The organism is Sphingopyxis sp. (genome assembly GCF_025869345.1).
Lineage (GTDB): Bacteria > Pseudomonadota > Alphaproteobacteria > Sphingomonadales > Sphingomonadaceae > Sphingopyxis.
Map to the genome: position 1 here is coordinate 1 of NZ_JAOZVW010000015.1, position 17,259 is coordinate 17,259.

Consider the following 17,259-nt stretch of genomic DNA (forward strand, 5'->3'; position numbering starts at 1 on the left):
GAGCAGCCCTGCGCCAGCCCGCTCTGGACCCCCGCCTTCGCGGGGGAACACGATACTATCCTCATATCAGTCCACACGTGGTTGAATCCCCACCGGCCTTAAAATGATCCCCGCCTTCGCGGGGACACACGACTTCCTGCCGGAGCTTTTCGAAAAAGATCAGTCTTCGACGGTCAAAATCTCGATCGTGAAGGCCGCGCCTTCGCCCGGCTCGATCGCGACATCGGCGACGATATGGCCGGGCAGCCGCCATTCGATCGTCGTCAGCCTGTCCTGAAGCGCTTTCGCCGGCTGGACTCCCGTGCAGGGAAAGAGGTGGCGCGCGCCGACGAAATTGGCGCTGGCCCAGGGGCGCAGCGTCGATACGCCGATCGCGATGCCGCCACCCAGTTCGGCGGCGAGCAGCCGGGTCAGGCGGCGGTGCGGACAGGCCGGGCGGGCCGGGGCGGCGGGGGACCAGCGCATCATCCGCGCTCTCCGGCGCGGCGGCGGTCGCCGCATGGCGCGACGCGCCCCGCGTGACGATCGGCGCGCCATTTGTTCATGAAATGTTCCACTCTGCATCTCAGCCGGCGGCCCGGCTCGCGTCCCCTGCGCAGATCGCTCACCAGCCGCGGATCATGCGCCGCGGCGCGGCCGAAAACGCTCGGCGGCATATGCGATTCGCACAGAAAACGCTCGATCCGTTGCAGCAGGCTATGCTCCATTCCATCCTCCTTTGCCCCTGATACCGGACGACTCGCCCAATAGGATATTTCCTATTTGATAGGCTATTTCCTACTTGTCTAGGAAAATTCCTATTGCTATGGACGAAATAGGAAGGATCACGCGCTTGACCATATTCGACCTCGATCCGCGCGCGGCGCTCGACCGGCTCCTGACCGAAAAGGGCATCGACTATGCCCAGCTATCGGCGCGCATCGGGCGCAATCCCGCCTATATCCAGCAATATATCAAGCGCGGCACGCCGCGACGGCTGGCCGAGGAGGATCGCGCGCGGATCGCCGCCTATCTCGGCGTGTCCGAAGCCTTGCTCGGCGGGCCCGAGCGGCGCGTCGCCGCAGCGGCGCCGGCGCCGGCGCGGCCGCGCGGGGGCGGCATGGTGCTGGTGCCCAAGCTCGCGATCGGCGCGTCGGCGGGAGCGGGCGCCAGCATCGACGGCGAACCCGTCGAGGGGCAGGTCGCCTTCGATCCCAAATGGCTGCGCGACCTCGGCGCCGATCCGCGCGCGCTCAGCATCATCCGCGTCGAGGGCGATTCGATGGCGCCGACACTGAACGACGGCGACGATATATTGGTCGACGGCGGCGACGCCGCGGCGCGGCTGCGCGACGGCATCTATGTGCTGCGCATGGACGATGTGCTGATGGTGAAGCGCGTGTCGCGCGCGCCGGGGCCGGGACGGATTTCGGTGATCAGCGACAATCCGCAATACCGAAGCTGGGACGACCTGCCGATGACGGCGGTGCGGCTGGTCGGCCGCGTCGTGTGGACGGGGCGGCGGGTGCGGTGATCAGGCGCTAACCGATTTGCCACTGTGTTCCCCCGCGAAGGCGGGGGAACAGGAGAGGGCTATTATATCTGCTCGGCCATCACCGCTTCGATCTCGTGATCGAGCACCTCGGCGCGCTGGCATTGATCCTGCTGGCCGCTGCGGCACTTCTCCGCCGCCTTGTCGCGCTGGCGCGTCAGCTTGCCCAGCCGCTCCTCGCGCGCGCGCATCGCGCGGCCGCGGTTGCGGTCGGCTTCGTCCTGGCTCGTCGTCGACCAGTCGGCGACCTGTCCGACGGCCTTGACCGGCGCGGTGACGACCGATTTGACGGTGCTCACACAGCCTGCAAGCGCTGGGGCGGCCAATAACGCGATGATCAGGGCCCGCATATCTTTCTCCTCACCGATGCCGCCTTGTCGCATAGGCCCGCCTGGCTGAACAGGATATTGCGACGGAAGGAGGCGGAGGAAGGAGCATGTGTCATATCACTGAAACAAATGGTTAAATTTCTCTTTACCCTGTTTGGCTAGGTCGGCGTTCGTCACCCGTCGATCCGCCAAGAGAGCATGATGATCCCTGTCGATTCCGCTTTGTCTCCCGCTTCCGGCCATTCGGTGGCGATCGGCGCCGATGCGCCGCTTTCCGAAGTCATCGACATTTTCCGGACCCGGCCTGAGCTCCGCGTCCTGACCATCGTCGACCGGGCGGCCGCGCCGGTGGGAATCATCCGCGAACAGCGGGTGCGCGAACTGCTTTTCTGTCCCTATTGGTTCTCGCTGATGCAGAATCCGTCGATCGGGGGATCGATCGAATCGATGATCGAGCCCTGCCCGACCGCGGACATCGGCGAAACGACCGCGAGCCTGCTTCGCATCGCGGCGCGGTCGAAAGACCAGGAGGCGCTGATCCTGGTCGACGGCGGCCGCTTCGTCGAAACCCTCGACGGCGCGCAACTGGCCCGGTTGGCGATGCTGCGCGAGGTCGAGCTGGCGCAGGAACGCGGCGCGCGCGCGGCCGCCGCCGAAGAGGCCGGGCGCTGCTTTCAGCAGGATATCGCGGCGCTGACGAGCGCGCTTTCGGAAATGGCGCGCGAGGTCGAGCATGTCTCGCAGACGCTTGCCGAGCGCGCCGAGCAAACCGGCCGCGACGCCGTATCGGTCGCGGGTGCGACGGCGCAGACGCTGACCGGGCTGCACGAACTCGGCGATCGCGGCCGCGCGCTTGCGGCCAGCATGACGCGGATCGTCGACGACGGCGCCCGCGCCCGGGCGATCCGCCGCGACGCGCATGACAAGGTCCGGCTGGCGGGCGAACGCGCCGCCGCGCTGCAGGCGGCGAGCCATTCGATCGAGGAGATGCTACGCCTGATCGTCGACATGGCGAGCCGCACCAACATGCTGGCGCTCAACGCGGGGATCGAAGCGGCGCGCGCCGGCGATGCCGGGCGCGGCTTCGCCGTGGTCGCGGGCGAGGTGAAGAGTCTCGCGAACCAGACGCGCAGCGCCGCGGGCGACATCACCCCCTATATCGAGCGTATTCGCGCCATCGTCGCGCAGGTCGCCGATGGCTTCAGCGAGGTCGAGCGCGCGATCGACGCGAACAACGGCTTTTCCGACGCCGTCGATGCGGCGGTCGACGGGCAGAGCGAAACGACGCTGCTGATCGCCAGCTATGTCGAACAGGCGGTCGCCGCCGGGCAGGAGATCGACGGGCGCGTGCATCATATCAGCCGCGGCGCGACGGCGGTCGGGCAGGGCGCGGTGTCGCTCGGCGAGCTGTCGTCGGGGCTGACGCGCGCCGCGCTGTCGCTGCACCAGCGCGCGAGCCAGTTCGTAGAGGCGGTCGCCGCCGCCTGAACCCGGACTCCGGGGCGAATCCCGTCGCGGGACATATGGTTTACAAAGACTTGCCGGTCCTTTCCGCTGTGTTAGGGTGCGCGCGCGCCGGGGGCGTCATGACCGCCGGGCGGCAGGAGGGTCCTATGACGAACATCCAAAAGGGTCTGGCCGAGTTCATCGGCACATTCTGGCTTGTCTTCGGCGGTTGCGGCAGCGCGGTGCTCGCGGCCGGTTTTCCCGACCTTGGCATCGGTTTTCTCGGCGTCGCGCTGGCCTTCGGGTTGACGGTTCTCACCATGGCCTATGCGATCGGCCATATCTCGGGCTGCCACCTCAATCCGGCGGTGACGGTCGGCCTGTGGGCGGGCGGGCGCTTCGCGGCGCGCGACATTCCGCTCTATGTCGTCGCGCAGGTGCTCGGCGCGATCGTCGCGGCCTTCCTGCTCTATTATATCGCGCAGGGCAGCCCGGCCTACGATATCGCGAAGGGGCTGGCGGCGAACGGCTTCGGCGACGGGTCGCCCGGCCATTACGACGTCTGGTCGGCGCTGATCATCGAAATGGTGCTGACCGGCTTTTTCGTGTGGATCATCATGGGATCGACCGATGGGCGCGCGCCCGCCGGCTTCGCGCCGATCGCGATCGGCCTCGCGCTGACGCTGATCCACCTGATCTCGATCCCGGTCACCAATACCTCGGTCAACCCGGCGCGCAGCACCGGCCCGGCGCTTGTCGTCGGCGGGCTCGCGTTCCAGCAGCTCTGGCTCTTCTGGGTCGCGCCGCTCATCGGCGGCGCCGTCGGCGGCTGGCTCTACAAGACGCTGGGCGCCGACAGCTTTCCCAAGCCCAATATCGAGGGCGAATAGGGAACCGGACCGGCGGGGAGACCTTCTCCGCCGGTTCCTATTTCAGAAGGTCGATCGCGAAGGCCCGGACCTCGTTCGCCATATCGGGCCGTTCGAGCGCGACCGCCAGATTGGCCTGGATATAGCCGGCCTTCGATCCGCAGTCGTAACGCGCGCCGTCGAAGGTCACCGCGTGGAACGGCTGGCGGCCGATCATCGCCGCCATCGCGTCGGTGAGCTGGATCTCGCCGCCCGCGCCTTTTCCCTGATGTTCGAGCACGCGCATCACCTCGGGCTGGAGGATGTAGCGGCCCGAGATGATCAGGTTCGACGGCGCCTTGTCTACGGGCGGCTTCTCCACCAGGCCGGTGACTTCGGTCAGCGCGCCGTCGGCCTTGCCCGGCGCGATCACGCCGTAGCTCGGGACCTGCTCGCGCGGCACTTCGAGCACCGAAAGCAGATTGCCGCCGACGCGGGCATAGGCATCGACCATCTGCTTCATGCAGCCGGGCGAACCGTGCATGAACTCGTCGGGCAGGAAGATGGCGAAGGGTTCGTCGCCGACGATGTCGCGCGCGCACCAGATAGCATGGCCCAGCCCCATCGGCTCCTGCTGGCGGACATAGGCGCAACTGCCGGGGCCGAGCCGCGTCGCCTCGAGCACCGACAGATCCTTCCCGCGCTCCGACATCGTCTTTTCGAGTTCGAAGGCGATGTCGAAATGATCCTCGATCGCGCTCTTGCCGCGCCCGGTGACGAAGATCATCTGCTCGATCCCCGCCTCGCGCGCTTCGTCGACCGCATATTGGATCAGCGGCCGGTCGACCACCGGCAGCATCTCCTTCGGGATCGCCTTCGTCGCGGGAAGGAAGCGGGTGCCGAGGCCGGCGACGGGAAAGACGGCTTTGCGGATCGGTTTCATGCGCGCGGGCTTAGCGGGCTTTTATGAACAGGAAAAGAAGCGCCGCCGGTCATTCGGCGGGCGAGACGATCATCACGACGCGGCGATTGTCCTGCCGCCCCTCGGGCGTGGCGTTGGACGAAAGCGGGATCGTCTCGCCGCGGCCGATGATCTGATCGGCGGTGAAGCGCATACCGTTCGCCTGGAGCGGCATCGCGACGCTTTGCGCGCGCGCTTCCGACAAGGCCTGGTTGTAGGCGGCGGCGCCGGTCGAATCGGTATGACCTTCGATGCGCGCCGTCGGGATGCCGACCGCGACGAGATGGCGCGCGAGTTCGCCCAGCCGCCCGATCTGCTCGGACTTCAGGCCGCTTTCGTTCGAGGGGAACAGCAGCCGTTCGTTGATGGTGAGCGTCCAGTCGTCCCCCGTTTCGACGAAGCCCTCGGCCTGGAGCGCGGCGACCTGTTCGGGGCTGAACCCCTTGGCTGGCGGCGGCACGCTCTGGCAGGCCGCGAGCAGCGCCAGGAGCGGGATCAGGAAAAGCTGCCGGAGCGAAAGGGGCAGGGGGTGAGTCACGATATCTCTCCGCTTCAGGTGGGGCGCTTGACGAGCTTGTCGGCATACATGGCGGCGTCGGCGGCGGTCAGCAGGGTCCGCGCATCGGCGCCGTCGTCGGGATAGACGGCCGCGCCGACGCTGATGCCCAGCCGGTAGTGCTGGCCGCCGGGCAGCGCGACCGGCTGCGACGCGCCGGCGCGGATGCGATCGGCGAGTTCGCGGGGATCGATCGCGCCGTCGAGCGGGTCGATGATGACGATGAATTCGTCGCCGCCGATCCGCGCCGCGAAATCCCCCTTGCGCAGCGTGTCCTTGATCCGCTCCGACAGCGCGACCAGCACGGCGTCGCCCGCCGCATGGCCGTGATTGTCGTTCGCCGCCTTGAAATTGTCGGCGTCGATGAACAGCAGAGCGAAACGCCGCTCCTTTGCCTGGGCGGTCTGGATCCGCTGCCGCAACTGTTCGTCGAACGCGGCACGATTGGGCATCGCGGTCAGCATATCGTGCGAGGCACGGTGCGCGAGCAGCGCGTTTTCGCTTTCCATCGTACCCTGCCAGCCCTGCAGTTCGTCGAGCAGCGCGTTGATGTCGCCGCCCAGCCGGTCGAGTTCGACGATCCCCAGCGACTGGACGCGCTTGTCGAAGCGGCGGTGGAGGCGGACGTCGTGTGCGACAGTGGCGATTTCGCCCAGCGGCTTGACCAGTTCATATTCGAAGCGGCGCGCGAGGATGATCGTGCCCAATGCGGTGATGAGCAGGCAGCCGAGGCCGGCGAGGGCGCCGATACGCACATAGTCGATCAGCGTCGAACTGTCGCCCCACACTTCGATGCGTCCGATCACCGACCCGTTGCGCTGGACCGTGGCCGCGAAGGGGTGCGGAAAGAAGAGGCGGGTCAGGAGGGGGGCCGGGTCGCCCCGCGGCGACGTCCATTGGTAGAGCGGGTGCCCGCGATCGTCGAGCAGACGCAGCCGCGCGATGCCGGGAAGGCGCATCAACGGCTCGAGCCCCTCGCGCGCCGCCTGCGGATCGTTGAACACCAGCGCGGGTTCGGCGCCATAGGCGCCGAGCCGGGCCGCAAGCTCGATATTATGGTCGGCATAGCTGCGCAGCGTGGTGATTCCGGCCAGCAGGATCGTGATCCCCGACAGCGCGACGGCGAAGAGGGTGATGCCGAAATGAAAGCGCGACAGCAGCTTTTGCAGCGTCGTCCGCGCACCTTCGCGGTCGGGCGGGCGGGTGGTCATCGCGCCCCTCCGTCGTCGCTGCCGATTTTCAGCACGCGCGGATCGATGCGGAGCGGGCCGCGGCCGATGGCGTCGAGATTGACCGAGAAACTGATCTTCGATGGGCCGCCGTTCAGGCAGAACATGGCGCCGAAGCTGCAATTCGGATCGTCGTCGGTGATCGTCAGCACCGGACGGCCGCGCACCCAGCCGATCAGCCGCTGGCGGTCGGCAACAGGCATATGGCCGAGAAAGATGATGTCGCAGCCGCCGCTGATCGCCCCCGCCGCCGTGGTGCGGCGCACCGTGACCGCCTGCCCGCCCGGAACGATGGGCGCGATGCGGCCTGTGAGGCGCGGCGCGCCGACGAGGCACATGTCACGCGGTGCGGGGGACGCCGCCGCCGGCCAGCGCGCATAGCTGATGATGCCGCCGAGAATGCGGTTGACGCCGCTGGTGATGCCTTCGGCGCTGTTCTCGACGATCGTCTGGCTGGCGGCCTGAACCGCCATCTGCGGTGTCGTGAGCGACGATCCGATCAGAAGAAGCGAAACCAGCACCGTGAAGCGACCCCCAAGCGCGCGCAGGCATCCTGCCCCGACGCGGGGGTGTCCGCTAGTCTAAAGTGCCGCAAAGTCAAGGAAAAGTGACGTCATGCGGCCATAATGCAACAGTCGGTGTGCGGCTGCGTGCCGCCCGGCTATCCGTCCGCGCGCACGCGATCGGCAAAGCCCTTGCGCAATTTGGCGAGCTTGGGGGGAATGGACGCCATGCAATAGGGATTGCGCTGGCCTTCGCCTTCCCAATAGGCCTGATGATAATCCTCGGCGGGATACCAGGCCGATGCGGGTTCGATCGTCGTGACGATCGGGGCGGGCCGATCGGCGGCAGCGCGCGCGATACCCTCGCGCGCGGCGGCGTCCTGCTCCGCGCTCAGCGGAAAGATCGCGCTGCGATACTGGGTGCCGATGTCGTTGCCCTGGCGATTGAGCTGCGTCGGATCGTGCGTCGCGAAAAACACGTCGAGCAGGTCGTCATAGGAAATCACCGCAGGGTCATAGCTGATCCGGATCGCCTCGGCGTGGCCGGTGTCGCCGCCGCACACCTGCTTGTAGGTCGGGTTGGCGAGGGTGCCGCCGATATAGCCGCTTTCGACGCCATCGACGCCGTCCAGCGACTGGAACACCGCTTCGGTGCACCAGAAGCAGCCGCCGGCCAAAATTGCGCTGTCACGGGTCATGCCATGGTCCTTTGTGGTGGAAGGGGGATGCCCCGTAGATAGGGTGGCGGCGGCCTCATTCCAAGGGCGGCGGGGCGGCGATCAGCGGCGGCTCGAGCGGCCGCCCCGCCGCGCGCGCCGCGTCGATCGCGCGCACTTCGGTTTCGATTGCCGCGACCCGGTCGCGCCAGCGCGGATGCGTGCCGGCCTGGAACAGCGGGCGCCCCGCGCGCTGACCGAAGCGGGTCCAGAAGCGGATCGCGGCGTGCGGGTCGTAGCCCGCGCCCGCGAGCAGCCAGGCCGACAGCCGGTCGGCTTCGACCTCGGTCTGCTTGAACAGCCGGGCGCTGCGACCGAACTGCTTGCCCAGCCCGCGATCGACCCCCGCGGCATCGAGGCGGGCGCGGTGACGCAGGATGTTGTGCGCCAGCTCGTGCGCGACCGCTGCGGCGAGTTCGTCGTCGCTGGCGGCGAACCGGACCAGGCCGCCGCTGATCACCACCAGGCGGCCGTCGGAGGCGCCCTCGGGCCGGTCGCGGGCATCGACGCGGAAATCGCTCGCGCAGCCGGGGACGGGGGTGACGGCGGTCTTTGCCCCCGCCGCGCCAGAAATCTCCACCATGCCGCGCGGCGGCAGCGCGGCGAGCAGCGTTTCGACCGCCGCGATGCGCGCGAAGGGATCGGCGCTTTCGCTCGCCGGAACCGCGTGGCCGTCGATCGCCAGCACCGGCGTGCCGACGCGCAGGCCCGCGCGATCGGCGGGCGATCCCGGCGCGACCGCCGCGATATAGGGCGCATCGACATCGGCGGCATGATAAGCGGCGCGCGCTTCGGCGCGCGGCGCTTCGCCGTAGAGGCGCGGGTCACCCCAGATCCAGCCGAACTGCGGCTGCACCGCCGGGCACCAGGCGGCATTGGCGGTGGTCAGGCGAAAGCCAATCGCTGCGACCCGGCCTTCGAGCGCCGCCAGTTCGGCATAGGGCGAAGGCCCGGCGGCCGACGCGATGGCCGTAGGCGGCAAAAGGACGCCGAGCAGGATCGGGGCGAGGACGAGCAGCGACCGCATCGCCGCCGCTTATCAAGCGCCGCCTGTCGCGGCCATGAATTTCGATGTGCACCCGGTTTCGCGGCGAAAGCTGGCGTGGATTAAGGTTCGCGCAGAGGCGCAAAGATCGCAGAGATTTTGGTTCACGCGGAGACGCGGAGCCGCGGAGAGATGGGATCTGCCGCGAAGCGGCTTTCCTATTGCAACGCTGCGGCCTGCTGCATCCCCGAATAAAAGGGCGGGCCTGTCGGCCCGAACCTGCCTCTCCGCGGCTCCGCGGCTCCGCGTGAACTTCAACTCTTCCTCTCTGCGATCTTTGCGCCTCTGCGCGAATCCTATGAAACGGCCAGCATAGCTTTCTTCTTTCGGCTGCGTCACCACCGCCTTGCCCCTCTTGCCTATCGCCCGGCAAGCGCCGATAGGGCGGCCATGTCGCACCCCCATCCCCGCCCCGCAACGCTCTCCCGCTGGCTCTGGATCGTGGCCTGGCTCGTGATCGCCATCGTCGCGGTCGGCGGCATCACCCGCCTGACCGAATCGGGCCTGTCGATCACCGAATGGAAGCCTGTGTCGGGAGTGCTGCCGCCGCTCAGCGATGCCGCGTGGCAGGCCGAGTTCGAGAAATATAAGCAGATCCCCGAATATCGGGAGATTAATCTCGGCATGTCGCTCGCGGCATTCAAGGGCATCTTCTTCTGGGAATGGCTGCACCGCATCCTCGGCCGGCTCGTCGGCTTCGCGCTGCTCGTGCCGCTGGCCTATTATGCGTGGCGCCGCGCTATCCCCGCGGGCTACGGCTGGCGGCTCGCCGGGCTGGTGGCGCTCGTCGGGCTGCAGGGCGCGATCGGCTGGTGGATGGTCGTCTCGGGTCTCGCGGGTCGCACCGACGTCAGCCACTTTCGGCTCGCGACCCACCTACTGACCGCGCTCTTCCTGCTCGTCGCGCTCGTCTGGACCGCGCGCGACTTTGCGCTGATGGCGCGCGATCCGGCGGCGCCCCGGGCGCGGCCGACCGGGACGGCGGTCGCGGTGCTCGCGATCCTGTTCTTCCAGTTGCTGCTCGGCGCGTGGGTCGCGGGGCTCAACGCCGGTTATGTCGCGAGTACCTGGCCGTCGATGAACGGCCGCTTCGTGCCCGACGGGATCGACTGGTCGCACGGCGCCTGGTTCGCTTTCACCAACGATCCCTTCCTGATCCATTTCCTCCACCGCTGGTGGTCGTGGGTCGCGGCGGCCGCACTACTGTGGCTGGCGCGGACGCTTGCGCGGTGCGGCGCGCGGATCGAACCGCGGCTCCTGCTCCTCGTCGTCCTGGCGCAGATGAGCCTCGGCATCCTGACCGTGGTGACCGGCGTATCGATGGAGATCGCGGCGCTGCACCAGGTGACGGGCGCGATCCTCGTCGCGGTGACGGCGGCGTCGCTGCACCGGCTGGGCCGCCCGGCCGCATGATCGGCCCGGCGCTGCTGCTGCTGGCGGCGCAGCCCCTGCCTCCCGCGCTCCAGTTCTCCGCGCCGCCACCGGCGGCACCCCCGGCGGCCGCGCCCTTGCTGTTCGCCCCGCCGACCGATCGACCGATGGTCTATCGCGTCACCACGCGGCGCCGCGCGCGCGACGGTTCGATGGCGAGCTATACGCTCGTCTATGACCTCCAGTGGAGCCGGGCGGGGCGCGGCGTGCGGCTGGCGGCAACGCTGCGCGCGATCGAATCCGACGCAGCGCCCCAAGTCGCGCGGGCGGTGACCGGAATGCTGGACCCGCTGGTCGGTCAGCCGGTGACCTATCTGATCGCGCCCGACGGCAGCGGCATCACGCTCGTCGATCCCGAAGCGCTGTGGCAGCAGGTGCTCGGCCGCGCGCACGATCTGGGCGCGAGCGCTGCGCAGGGCGAGGCAAAACAGATGGCGGGCCTGCTGGCGGCGCTGCCGCCGGCCGAGCGCGAAAAGCTCGCGACGGCGGATGTTCGCGCCCTTGTCGCGGCGGCGAATCCGGCGATCGAACATGGCTCCCCAGGGCGTTCCGTCGAGCAGACCGGGACCCTGCGCACCGTGACGAAATCCGAAACGGCCGCGGTCAAGGCCGGAGCGGAGGGGAAGGAGCCGATCGAGATCGATACGGCCTGGACGATCGATACGACGACCGGGCTTGTCGTGAACGAGCGCCGCCGGACGTGGATTGCCACCACCGGTTCGGACGACCGCACGCTCGTCGAGGAGCGCATCCGGGCGCTCGCCGCGGAGGATTAGACATCAAGGTATTATGATACCCGTCAGCAAAGCCGCTGCAGAGTTGACTTTTCCTGCATCCGGCGCCATTGGCCCGCTCCGAAGCGCCGCTTCGTCCGTTCGGGACAGGCGGCGTACCTGTTTCGGGGCGGCTCGCGCTCCGTTTCCTGTCTGAAGTCCATGTCTGTCAAGGAGCGTGCCATGAAGGCGCTGACCAAGACGACCCAGTCGGCGAATGCCGGTACGGTCGAAAAGAAATGGGTGCTGATCGACGCCGACGGTCTCGTCGTGGGCCGCGTCGCGTCGATCATCGCCAACATCCTGCGCGGCAAGCACAAGCCGAGCTTCACCCCGCACGTCGATTGCGGTGACAATGTCATCGTCATCAATGCCGAGAAGGTGGCGTTCACCGGCAAGAAGCTGCAGGACAAGCGCTATTACAAGCACACCGGCTATGCCGGCGGCATCAAGGAAACCAGCCCGCAGAAGGTGCTGGAAGGCCGCTTCCCCGAGCGCGTGCTCGAAAAGGCCGTCGAACGCATGATTCCGCGCGGCCCGCTCGGCCGCCAGCAGATGCGCAACCTGCGCATCTTCGCCGGAGCCGAACATCCGCATGAAGGGCAGAGCCCCGAAGTGATCGACGTCGCGTCGATGAACCGCAAGAACAAGGTGGGTGCATAATGGCTGACGAACAGACCATGACCGATCTCAAGGATCTCGCCGGCGCCGTTGAAGGCACCGTCGCCCCGGCAACGCCGGCCGCGCCGCTGCGCGAAAAGATCGTCGACAAGCAGGGCCGCGCCTATGCGACCGGCCGCCGCAAGGACGCCGTCGCCCGCGTGTGGGTCAAGCCCGGTACGGGCAAGATCACCGTCAACGGCCGCGACCAGGAAGTCTATTTCGCGCGCCCGACGCTGCGCCTCGTCATCAACCAGCCGTTCGGCCTGACCGAGCGCACCGGCCAGTATGACGTCGTCGCGACCGTCAAGGGCGGCGGCCTGTCGGGCCAGGCGGGTGCGGTGCTGCACGGCATCGCCCAGGCGCTGACCCGCTTCGAGCCCGCGCTGCGCGGTCCGGTCAAGGCGGCCGGCTTCCTGACCCGCGACAGCCGCGCGGTCGAGCGTAAGAAGTATGGCAAGGCCAAGGCCCGCCGCAGCTTCCAGTTCTCGAAGCGCTAAAAGTTTTTCCACCGACGGGTGGAGAAGGAAAGGGCGGTCCGGCAACGGGCCGCCCTTTTTCGTGTGTCTGACAAGCAGCCGCTGTTTGCAATTGGCGCGTGCAGAATACAAAGTCAGAAAACGAGGGCTTTCCGTTTGGCCCTGTGGAGGTGATATCTCGCCTCTGCTCTGGCAATTATAGTTTGTCGGCGATAGGTCGGGGCTATGACATCCGACCGCCTGCGCCATGCTGTCATTGTCGGCATTTTTCTCATAGCAGGCTGCACGCCTTTTTCAGGCATGGTGCATGACGAAACTTTAGTTGGACCTTATCGACTGGCGGCAGCAGATGTGGATGAAGATATGTCCATTTGTTGGTCGGGCCCAGGCGGCGTCTGTGTGGGAGACGGACTGCCAGGACCAACTGTTTTCGCTGCAGGATATAATGAGAAATATCTCGTTGCCGCCGTGCATCCACGAAAATTTCCTGATGAGCCGGATCGCGTAATAACCCAATATTTTTACGTGGTTCGATCTTCGGACGAAGCTCGGAAATTACCATATGGCGGGATCAAGGGGCCGTTCGATGAAGCTGCCTACAATGCAGAAAAGGCACGTTTGCGCCTCCCTGAGTTCACTCGAACATTTGAGAACTTACGATAGCGCGGATCCCGTTTCCCGCGTCCGAAACCCGCCTTGAAATCCATGTCTAGAAAAGCGAGCGTTTCGCTCCTCAGCTACAACAGGTCCAGACTCCCTAGCATCAGCGCCTGCCGCGCCGGGCGTTCGGCCATCACCGCGAACATTTCGTCGCCGCGCGCGGTGCGCTCGACGCTCATCGAGGCGAAGACCGCCATGAAATAGCCGCTGAGGGCGCCGACGCGATAATCGTCCCACAGCCCCGCCGCGTCGGGGTCGATGCCGTGCCGGCGCAGCGCCGCGAGCCATTGATCGAAGGCGGGGCGGTCGGCGGCGACGCGCTCGGCGGGGTCGGCGATGCTGGTGCCGATCAGATAGGCGAGATCGCTCGCGCCGCTGCCGCGCCCCAGTGTCTGCCAGTCGACGAGCCAGCAGCGCGCGCCGCCCGGCGCGAACAGGATATTGTCGATCCGGAGGTCGCCGTGAACGATCGTCCGCGCCGCGCTCTGGCGCGCGAGATAGGCATCGATCCGTTCGACGATCCCGGCGCCGAGATCGAGCACTTCGGGCGCGAGGCGCTCGGCGTAGCGCTCGCGAAACCCCGTGTAGAATTGCGGGAAAAGCGCGCGCACTACTTCGCTATTGTCGCGCGCGAGCCACGGCAGCGTATCGAGTCGCGGATCGTTCCAGAGCAGCGCGTGCAGCCCGGCGGCGGCGTCGATGCACGGCGCGAGGCGGTCGATCCCGAGCCCGGCGAGCTGATCGCCCTGCCGCGCGGGGGTGAGGTCGGAGAGGATCAGCACGAAATCGACGTCGTCGTCGGCGATCTCGGCATGGTAACAGTGCGGCGCCGCGACCCCGCTTCCCGCCGCGAGTTCGCGATACCAGCTCACTTCCTTGACATAGGTGCCGGTGAGCTTGGCGATGTTGCGGCTCGCCTCGTCGTGGCTCGGGCATTTGGCGACGACGGTGGCGGGGGCATCGATACCGTCCGCCCAATCGAGCGTCAGGCGGAAGCTGTCGCACATCTGGCCGGTGCCGACCTTGGCAACGGCGAAGCCGCGGAGCGCGTCGGCGCGCTGCCCCAGTTTTTCCGCCAGCCAGCCCGGGCTCATCGCCTCCGGCGTCGTCGGAAAGCTCATGCGGCGGGGTCCATCAGGCCGGTGAGGCCGGTGGGCGCGTGCGGGCCGACGAACAATTGTTCGAGCACCCCCGCGCCGCGATGCGTGTTGCCGCCGTCGTTGAACTCAGCGGTGACGAGCGCCTGGATATGCATCGCGAGCGGGTTGCTCCAGCCGCGTTCGGCTTCGGTCAGGCTGTCGTGCGCGACGGCAACCTCCGCGCCATGGTCGAGGCCGTGGCCCCAGACCGGATGGGTATAGCCGAGTCCGCTCATCGCGAAGACCGGGCCGGTCGGGGTCAGCGTCAGCGATCGGCCGCTGCCGAGGTCGGCGGTCATGCGCGCGATCCGCCGCGATCCCGCCTGCCAATGGGCGGCGAAGGTCGCGGCGTCGAAATGCTGTTCGGTGCCCCCCTTGATCGAGGCATCGCCGACGATCACCGCGCGGCGGTTCCAGGGATTCCCCGCGCCATCGTCGTTGCTGTGAAAGAAAAGCGAGCGGTCGCCGAAATTGCACGGCGTCCAGAGCCAGAAGAACTGGTTGAAATTGCCCTCCGGCGGCGGTTGCGGCTCGCTTGCGCCGACGGGGCGGAGGCCCCAGCTCCGGTCGCGCGTGCCGGTCCACGCGCTGTCGACCGCGGTTCGCGCGCCGTCGACCGCCAGCCAGCCCGACCAGCGGCCGTTCTGGGTCAGCCGCGTATAGTCCATGAACAGGCGGGTGCCGTTGCGGCGGATGAAGCGCGGTTCCTCGATCGGAAAATGGCGGCCGGTGAAGGTGAGGTCGGCGGCCAGCGGCCCCTCGTTCGGCGCGATGCGCAGCGTCATCATCTCCAGCGGCGCGTCGATGTGGATCGCGATCGGGCCGACCGACAGGTCGAGCCGCTCGCCGCCCGACCGGCGGCTGGCGCGCAGATTGTGCTGCACGCCATCGACGATGACGCAGAAGCTGGCATCGACGATGCCGAGCTGCGGATAGAATCCCATCGCCGCGGCGAAGAAGACCGACCCGTCGGGACTATAGCCGTTGAAGAAATAGCGGTCGTAGAAGTTGCGGTCGGTGCCCGCGAACGCAATCGGCTCGCTGGTCTGGTGCAACGGAAAATCATCGCCTTTTGTCAGCATCGGTCCTCATCCCGTTTTTTCTTGCAACCTAACGGGAAGTGGCGCCGCGTCAATGCACCGGCGGATCGACCGGCGGCACCGCGCCGACGGGGGCGACCGGCTCGCCGGGCTCGCGCGGCGGCAGCGCGTCGGGCGGGACATCGTCGATCTGCATCGCGGGGGTCGGGACATGCGCGAGGTTACGGACGCGCACGTCGATCCGGCCGTCCGCAAGGATGAGCTCGTTGAAGCTCGGCGGGGTCGACCGGATGCGCTTCGACAGCGTGCCCGCGCCGATCATGCGGATCGGCCCGGCGGGAGTCTGCTTCATCAGGTCGAAGGCGTCGTGGACATGGCCGGTGAGCACGGCGGCGACTCCGCGTTCGGCGAGCGCGGTCAGCGCTGCCTCGCCGCCGCGGGTCAGAGCGCGGCCCTTCGTTCCCGCCTCGACGAGCGGATGATGCGCGGTGACGAGCGTGGCGGTCGCCCTGGGCAAGGTGTCGATCGCGGCGAGCGTCCTCGCCAGCGCCGCGCGGGTCACCCAGCCTTTCGACCAGTCGAGCCGTCCCTGCGCGCGCGCGGTGGTCTTGAGCGGCACGACGGCGACCTCGGCCAGGTCGAGCTCGCGCTCGACGAGCCGCTCGATCCGGCGAATCCGCGCATAGGGGCGAAAGAAGCGCGCGAGTGGGTTAAAATAAGGCAGGTCGTGATTGCCGACCTCGACCGTCACCGGCGCGCCCAGCGCGCCGATCCAGTCGCAGGCGGCGGCAAATTCGCGCGACCGCGCGCGCATCGTCAGGTCGCCGGTGATCAGCACCGCCGCGGGCGCCTCGCGCCGCACGCAATCGGCGAACCAGCCGAGCGCTGCGGGGTCCTCCAGCCCGAAATGCAGGTCGCTGGCGTGGAACAGCCGGATCATGCCGTCGCGACGAAATCGACCGCGCTCATCCCCAGCGCGAAGCGCGCGGGCGACGGCGTCTCGGCGAGTTCGCCGTCATATTCGAGGCTGATCGGCGCGTCGCTTTCGAGGATGATCGTTTCCGCGCGAGCGATCTCCTCGCTCGGCCCGTCGCGGAAATCGCCGCCCAGCCAGGCGAGGCCATGGCGGAGTACGTCCATGCTGCCTTCGGTCAATATGCCGTCGGCGCGAAGGCCGGTCTCGGTCGGGGTCAGGATGATCGCGGGATAGGCCGTGTCCTGCCCGGCGACGCGCACCCCCGGCGCGTTCAGCATCGTCTCCAGCGCGTCGGGCGCGGCGCGGCTGGCCTCGACGATTCCGTCTTGCCGCATCGTCTCGCGCACTTCGGCCCAGCGCGTCGCGGGGCCCGCGACTATGGTGATGAAGGCGGTGCCGTTCTCCGACCGGACGATCGGCACCGGGCGCCGCCGCGCCCTGCCGCCGAGTGCGTCGACCAGGATCTCGGGCACGGGGCGGTCGCCGTGCAGCGCCTTGGAGAGCAGGTTCAGCGTCCCGCCGGGCAGCGGCAGGATCGCGCCGTCCCAACCCGCGGCCTCGGTCGCCGCGGCGTTGATGGTGCCGTCGCCGGCCCAGACGAGCAGCAGGTCGATGCCCGTTGCGCGGAGAGCCGCGGCGTCGGGAATGGCGTCGTCGGGTAAGGCGAAGGTCGCGGCGAGCGGCGCGCCGGCGGCTTTGCAGGCCTGTGCGATCGCGGTCTCGATGGCGGGGTCATGGCTGCCGCTCTGGCTATTGCAGATCAGGGCGGGGCGGGAGAAGGCGCTGGTCATGGGCCTTTCTACGCATGAGGCTGGAAAAGGTGGCGATAGCCTTATCCGTCACCCCGGGCTTGACCCGGGGTCCCGCTTTCAGGGTCGGTGGAGGAGAGCGGGACCCCGGGTCAAGCCCGGGGTGACGGGAAGAGGAAACGGATAGG

General features: G+C 67.8%; 21 protein-coding genes. 8 read left to right on the forward strand and 13 right to left on the reverse strand.

Annotated elements, in window-relative coordinates:
• Positions 1 to 159 precede the first annotated feature (159 nt).
• Positions 160 to 468, reverse strand: a complete 309-nt coding sequence (locus tag OJI97_RS01110; RefSeq protein ID WP_297660088.1) for a hypothetical protein — start codon at positions 466 to 468, stop codon at positions 160 to 162.
• Positions 465 to 707, reverse strand: a complete 243-nt coding sequence (locus OJI97_RS01115) for a hypothetical protein (RefSeq protein WP_297660091.1) — start codon at positions 705 to 707, stop codon at positions 465 to 467. Before OJI97_RS01115 ends, OJI97_RS01110 begins: the two co-directional genes overlap by 4 nt.
• A 98-nt stretch (positions 708 to 805) precedes the next feature.
• On the opposite strand from OJI97_RS01115, the gene OJI97_RS01120 reads away from it, so the two are divergent.
• Complete coding sequence (locus tag OJI97_RS01120) at positions 806 to 1,513, forward strand: S24 family peptidase (protein ID WP_297660094.1); 708 nt, start codon at positions 806 to 808, stop codon at positions 1,511 to 1,513.
• A 62-nt stretch (positions 1,514 to 1,575) separates the two neighbouring features.
• Here the strand turns inward: OJI97_RS01120 and OJI97_RS01125 are convergent, their stop codons facing one another.
• Positions 1,576 to 1,881, reverse strand: coding sequence for a hypothetical protein (locus OJI97_RS01125; RefSeq protein ID WP_297660097.1), 306 nt, complete (start codon positions 1,879 to 1,881; stop codon positions 1,576 to 1,578).
• Positions 1,882 to 2,061: 180 nt separating this feature from the next.
• On the opposite strand from OJI97_RS01125, the gene OJI97_RS01130 reads away from it, so the two are divergent.
• Both OJI97_RS01130 and aqpZ read left to right on the forward strand, forming a co-directional pair.
• On the forward strand, positions 2,062 to 3,348 hold the full coding sequence (locus OJI97_RS01130) for a methyl-accepting chemotaxis protein (RefSeq protein ID WP_297660100.1): 1,287 nt from the start codon (positions 2,062 to 2,064) through the stop codon (positions 3,346 to 3,348).
• 125 nt (positions 3,349 to 3,473) lie between these two features.
• Positions 3,474 to 4,196 carry an aquaporin Z gene (gene aqpZ / locus OJI97_RS01135; RefSeq protein WP_297660103.1) on the forward strand — a complete coding sequence of 241 codons (723 nt, stop codon included), beginning with the start codon at positions 3,474 to 3,476 and terminating at the stop codon, positions 4,194 to 4,196.
• 37 nt (positions 4,197 to 4,233) lie between these two features.
• On the opposite strand, the gene galU is transcribed toward aqpZ, so the two are convergent.
• From galU to OJI97_RS01165, 6 genes are all read right to left on the reverse strand, one after another.
• Positions 4,234 to 5,097, reverse strand: a complete 864-nt coding sequence (gene galU / locus OJI97_RS01140) for a UTP--glucose-1-phosphate uridylyltransferase GalU (protein ID WP_297660106.1) — start codon at positions 5,095 to 5,097, stop codon at positions 4,234 to 4,236.
• Between the two features lie 49 nt (positions 5,098 to 5,146).
• Positions 5,147 to 5,653 carry an OmpA family protein gene (locus OJI97_RS01145; RefSeq protein ID WP_297660108.1) on the reverse strand — a complete coding sequence of 169 codons (507 nt, stop codon included), beginning with the start codon at positions 5,651 to 5,653 and terminating at the stop codon, positions 5,147 to 5,149.
• Positions 5,654 to 5,667: 14 nt separating this feature from the next.
• On the reverse strand, positions 5,668 to 6,882 hold the full coding sequence (locus OJI97_RS01150) for a diguanylate cyclase (RefSeq protein WP_297660110.1): 1,215 nt from the start codon (positions 6,880 to 6,882) through the stop codon (positions 5,668 to 5,670).
• Positions 6,879 to 7,421 (reverse strand): YfiR family protein, encoded by a 543-nt coding sequence (locus tag OJI97_RS01155; RefSeq protein ID WP_297660113.1) that lies wholly within the window; start codon positions 7,419 to 7,421, stop codon positions 6,879 to 6,881. The genes OJI97_RS01150 and OJI97_RS01155 overlap by 4 nt, the downstream gene beginning before the upstream one ends.
• Positions 7,422 to 7,561: 140 nt before the next feature.
• Positions 7,562 to 8,101, reverse strand: coding sequence for a peptide-methionine (S)-S-oxide reductase MsrA (msrA, locus tag OJI97_RS01160; RefSeq protein ID WP_297660116.1), 540 nt, complete (start codon positions 8,099 to 8,101; stop codon positions 7,562 to 7,564).
• A gap of 55 nt (positions 8,102 to 8,156) precedes the next feature.
• Complete coding sequence (locus OJI97_RS01165) at positions 8,157 to 9,146, reverse strand: M48 family metallopeptidase (protein ID WP_297660118.1); 990 nt, start codon at positions 9,144 to 9,146, stop codon at positions 8,157 to 8,159.
• Positions 9,147 to 9,554: 408 nt separating this feature from the next.
• Between OJI97_RS01165 and OJI97_RS01170 the strand changes: the two genes are divergently transcribed.
• From OJI97_RS01170 to OJI97_RS01190, 5 genes are all read left to right on the forward strand, one after another.
• Entirely contained in the window at positions 9,555 to 10,577 is a 1,023-nt protein-coding gene (locus tag OJI97_RS01170) for a COX15/CtaA family protein (protein ID WP_297660120.1), read from the forward strand.
• The gene (locus OJI97_RS01175) at positions 10,574 to 11,371 is read left to right on the forward strand and encodes a hypothetical protein (protein WP_297660123.1); all 798 of its coding nucleotides are present in this window, start codon (positions 10,574 to 10,576) and stop codon (positions 11,369 to 11,371) included. The genes OJI97_RS01170 and OJI97_RS01175 overlap by 4 nt, the downstream gene beginning before the upstream one ends.
• A 180-nt stretch (positions 11,372 to 11,551) precedes the next feature.
• Complete coding sequence (gene rplM / locus OJI97_RS01180; RefSeq protein WP_297660125.1) at positions 11,552 to 12,031, forward strand: 50S ribosomal protein L13; 480 nt, start codon at positions 11,552 to 11,554, stop codon at positions 12,029 to 12,031.
• The gene (gene rpsI / locus OJI97_RS01185) at positions 12,031 to 12,528 is read left to right on the forward strand and encodes a 30S ribosomal protein S9 (RefSeq protein WP_297660128.1); all 498 of its coding nucleotides are present in this window, start codon (positions 12,031 to 12,033) and stop codon (positions 12,526 to 12,528) included. Before rplM ends, rpsI begins: the two co-directional genes overlap by 1 nt.
• Before the next feature lie 204 nt (positions 12,529 to 12,732).
• On the forward strand, positions 12,733 to 13,170 hold the full coding sequence (locus OJI97_RS01190; RefSeq protein WP_297660131.1) for a hypothetical protein: 438 nt from the start codon (positions 12,733 to 12,735) through the stop codon (positions 13,168 to 13,170).
• Positions 13,171 to 13,244: 74 nt separating this feature from the next.
• Here the strand turns inward: OJI97_RS01190 and OJI97_RS01195 are convergent, their stop codons facing one another.
• Genes OJI97_RS01195 through OJI97_RS01210 form a run of 4 tightly spaced genes read right to left on the reverse strand, consistent with a single transcriptional unit; the run spans position 13,245 to position 17,113 of the window.
• Entirely contained in the window at positions 13,245 to 14,288 is a 1,044-nt protein-coding gene (locus OJI97_RS01195; RefSeq protein ID WP_297660134.1) for a phosphotransferase, read from the reverse strand.
• Positions 14,285 to 15,388, reverse strand: a complete 1,104-nt coding sequence (locus OJI97_RS01200; RefSeq protein WP_297660137.1) for a hypothetical protein — start codon at positions 15,386 to 15,388, stop codon at positions 14,285 to 14,287. Before OJI97_RS01200 ends, OJI97_RS01195 begins: the two co-directional genes overlap by 4 nt.
• 49 nt (positions 15,389 to 15,437) lie before the next feature.
• Positions 15,438 to 16,286: a metallophosphoesterase gene (locus OJI97_RS01205; protein ID WP_297660140.1), complete on the reverse strand. Its 849-nt coding sequence runs from the start codon at positions 16,284 to 16,286 to the stop codon at positions 15,438 to 15,440.
• On the reverse strand, positions 16,283 to 17,113 hold the full coding sequence (locus OJI97_RS01210) for a diacylglycerol kinase family protein (protein ID WP_297660143.1): 831 nt from the start codon (positions 17,111 to 17,113) through the stop codon (positions 16,283 to 16,285). Before OJI97_RS01210 ends, OJI97_RS01205 begins: the two co-directional genes overlap by 4 nt.
• Positions 17,114 to 17,259: the final 146 nt, after the last annotated feature.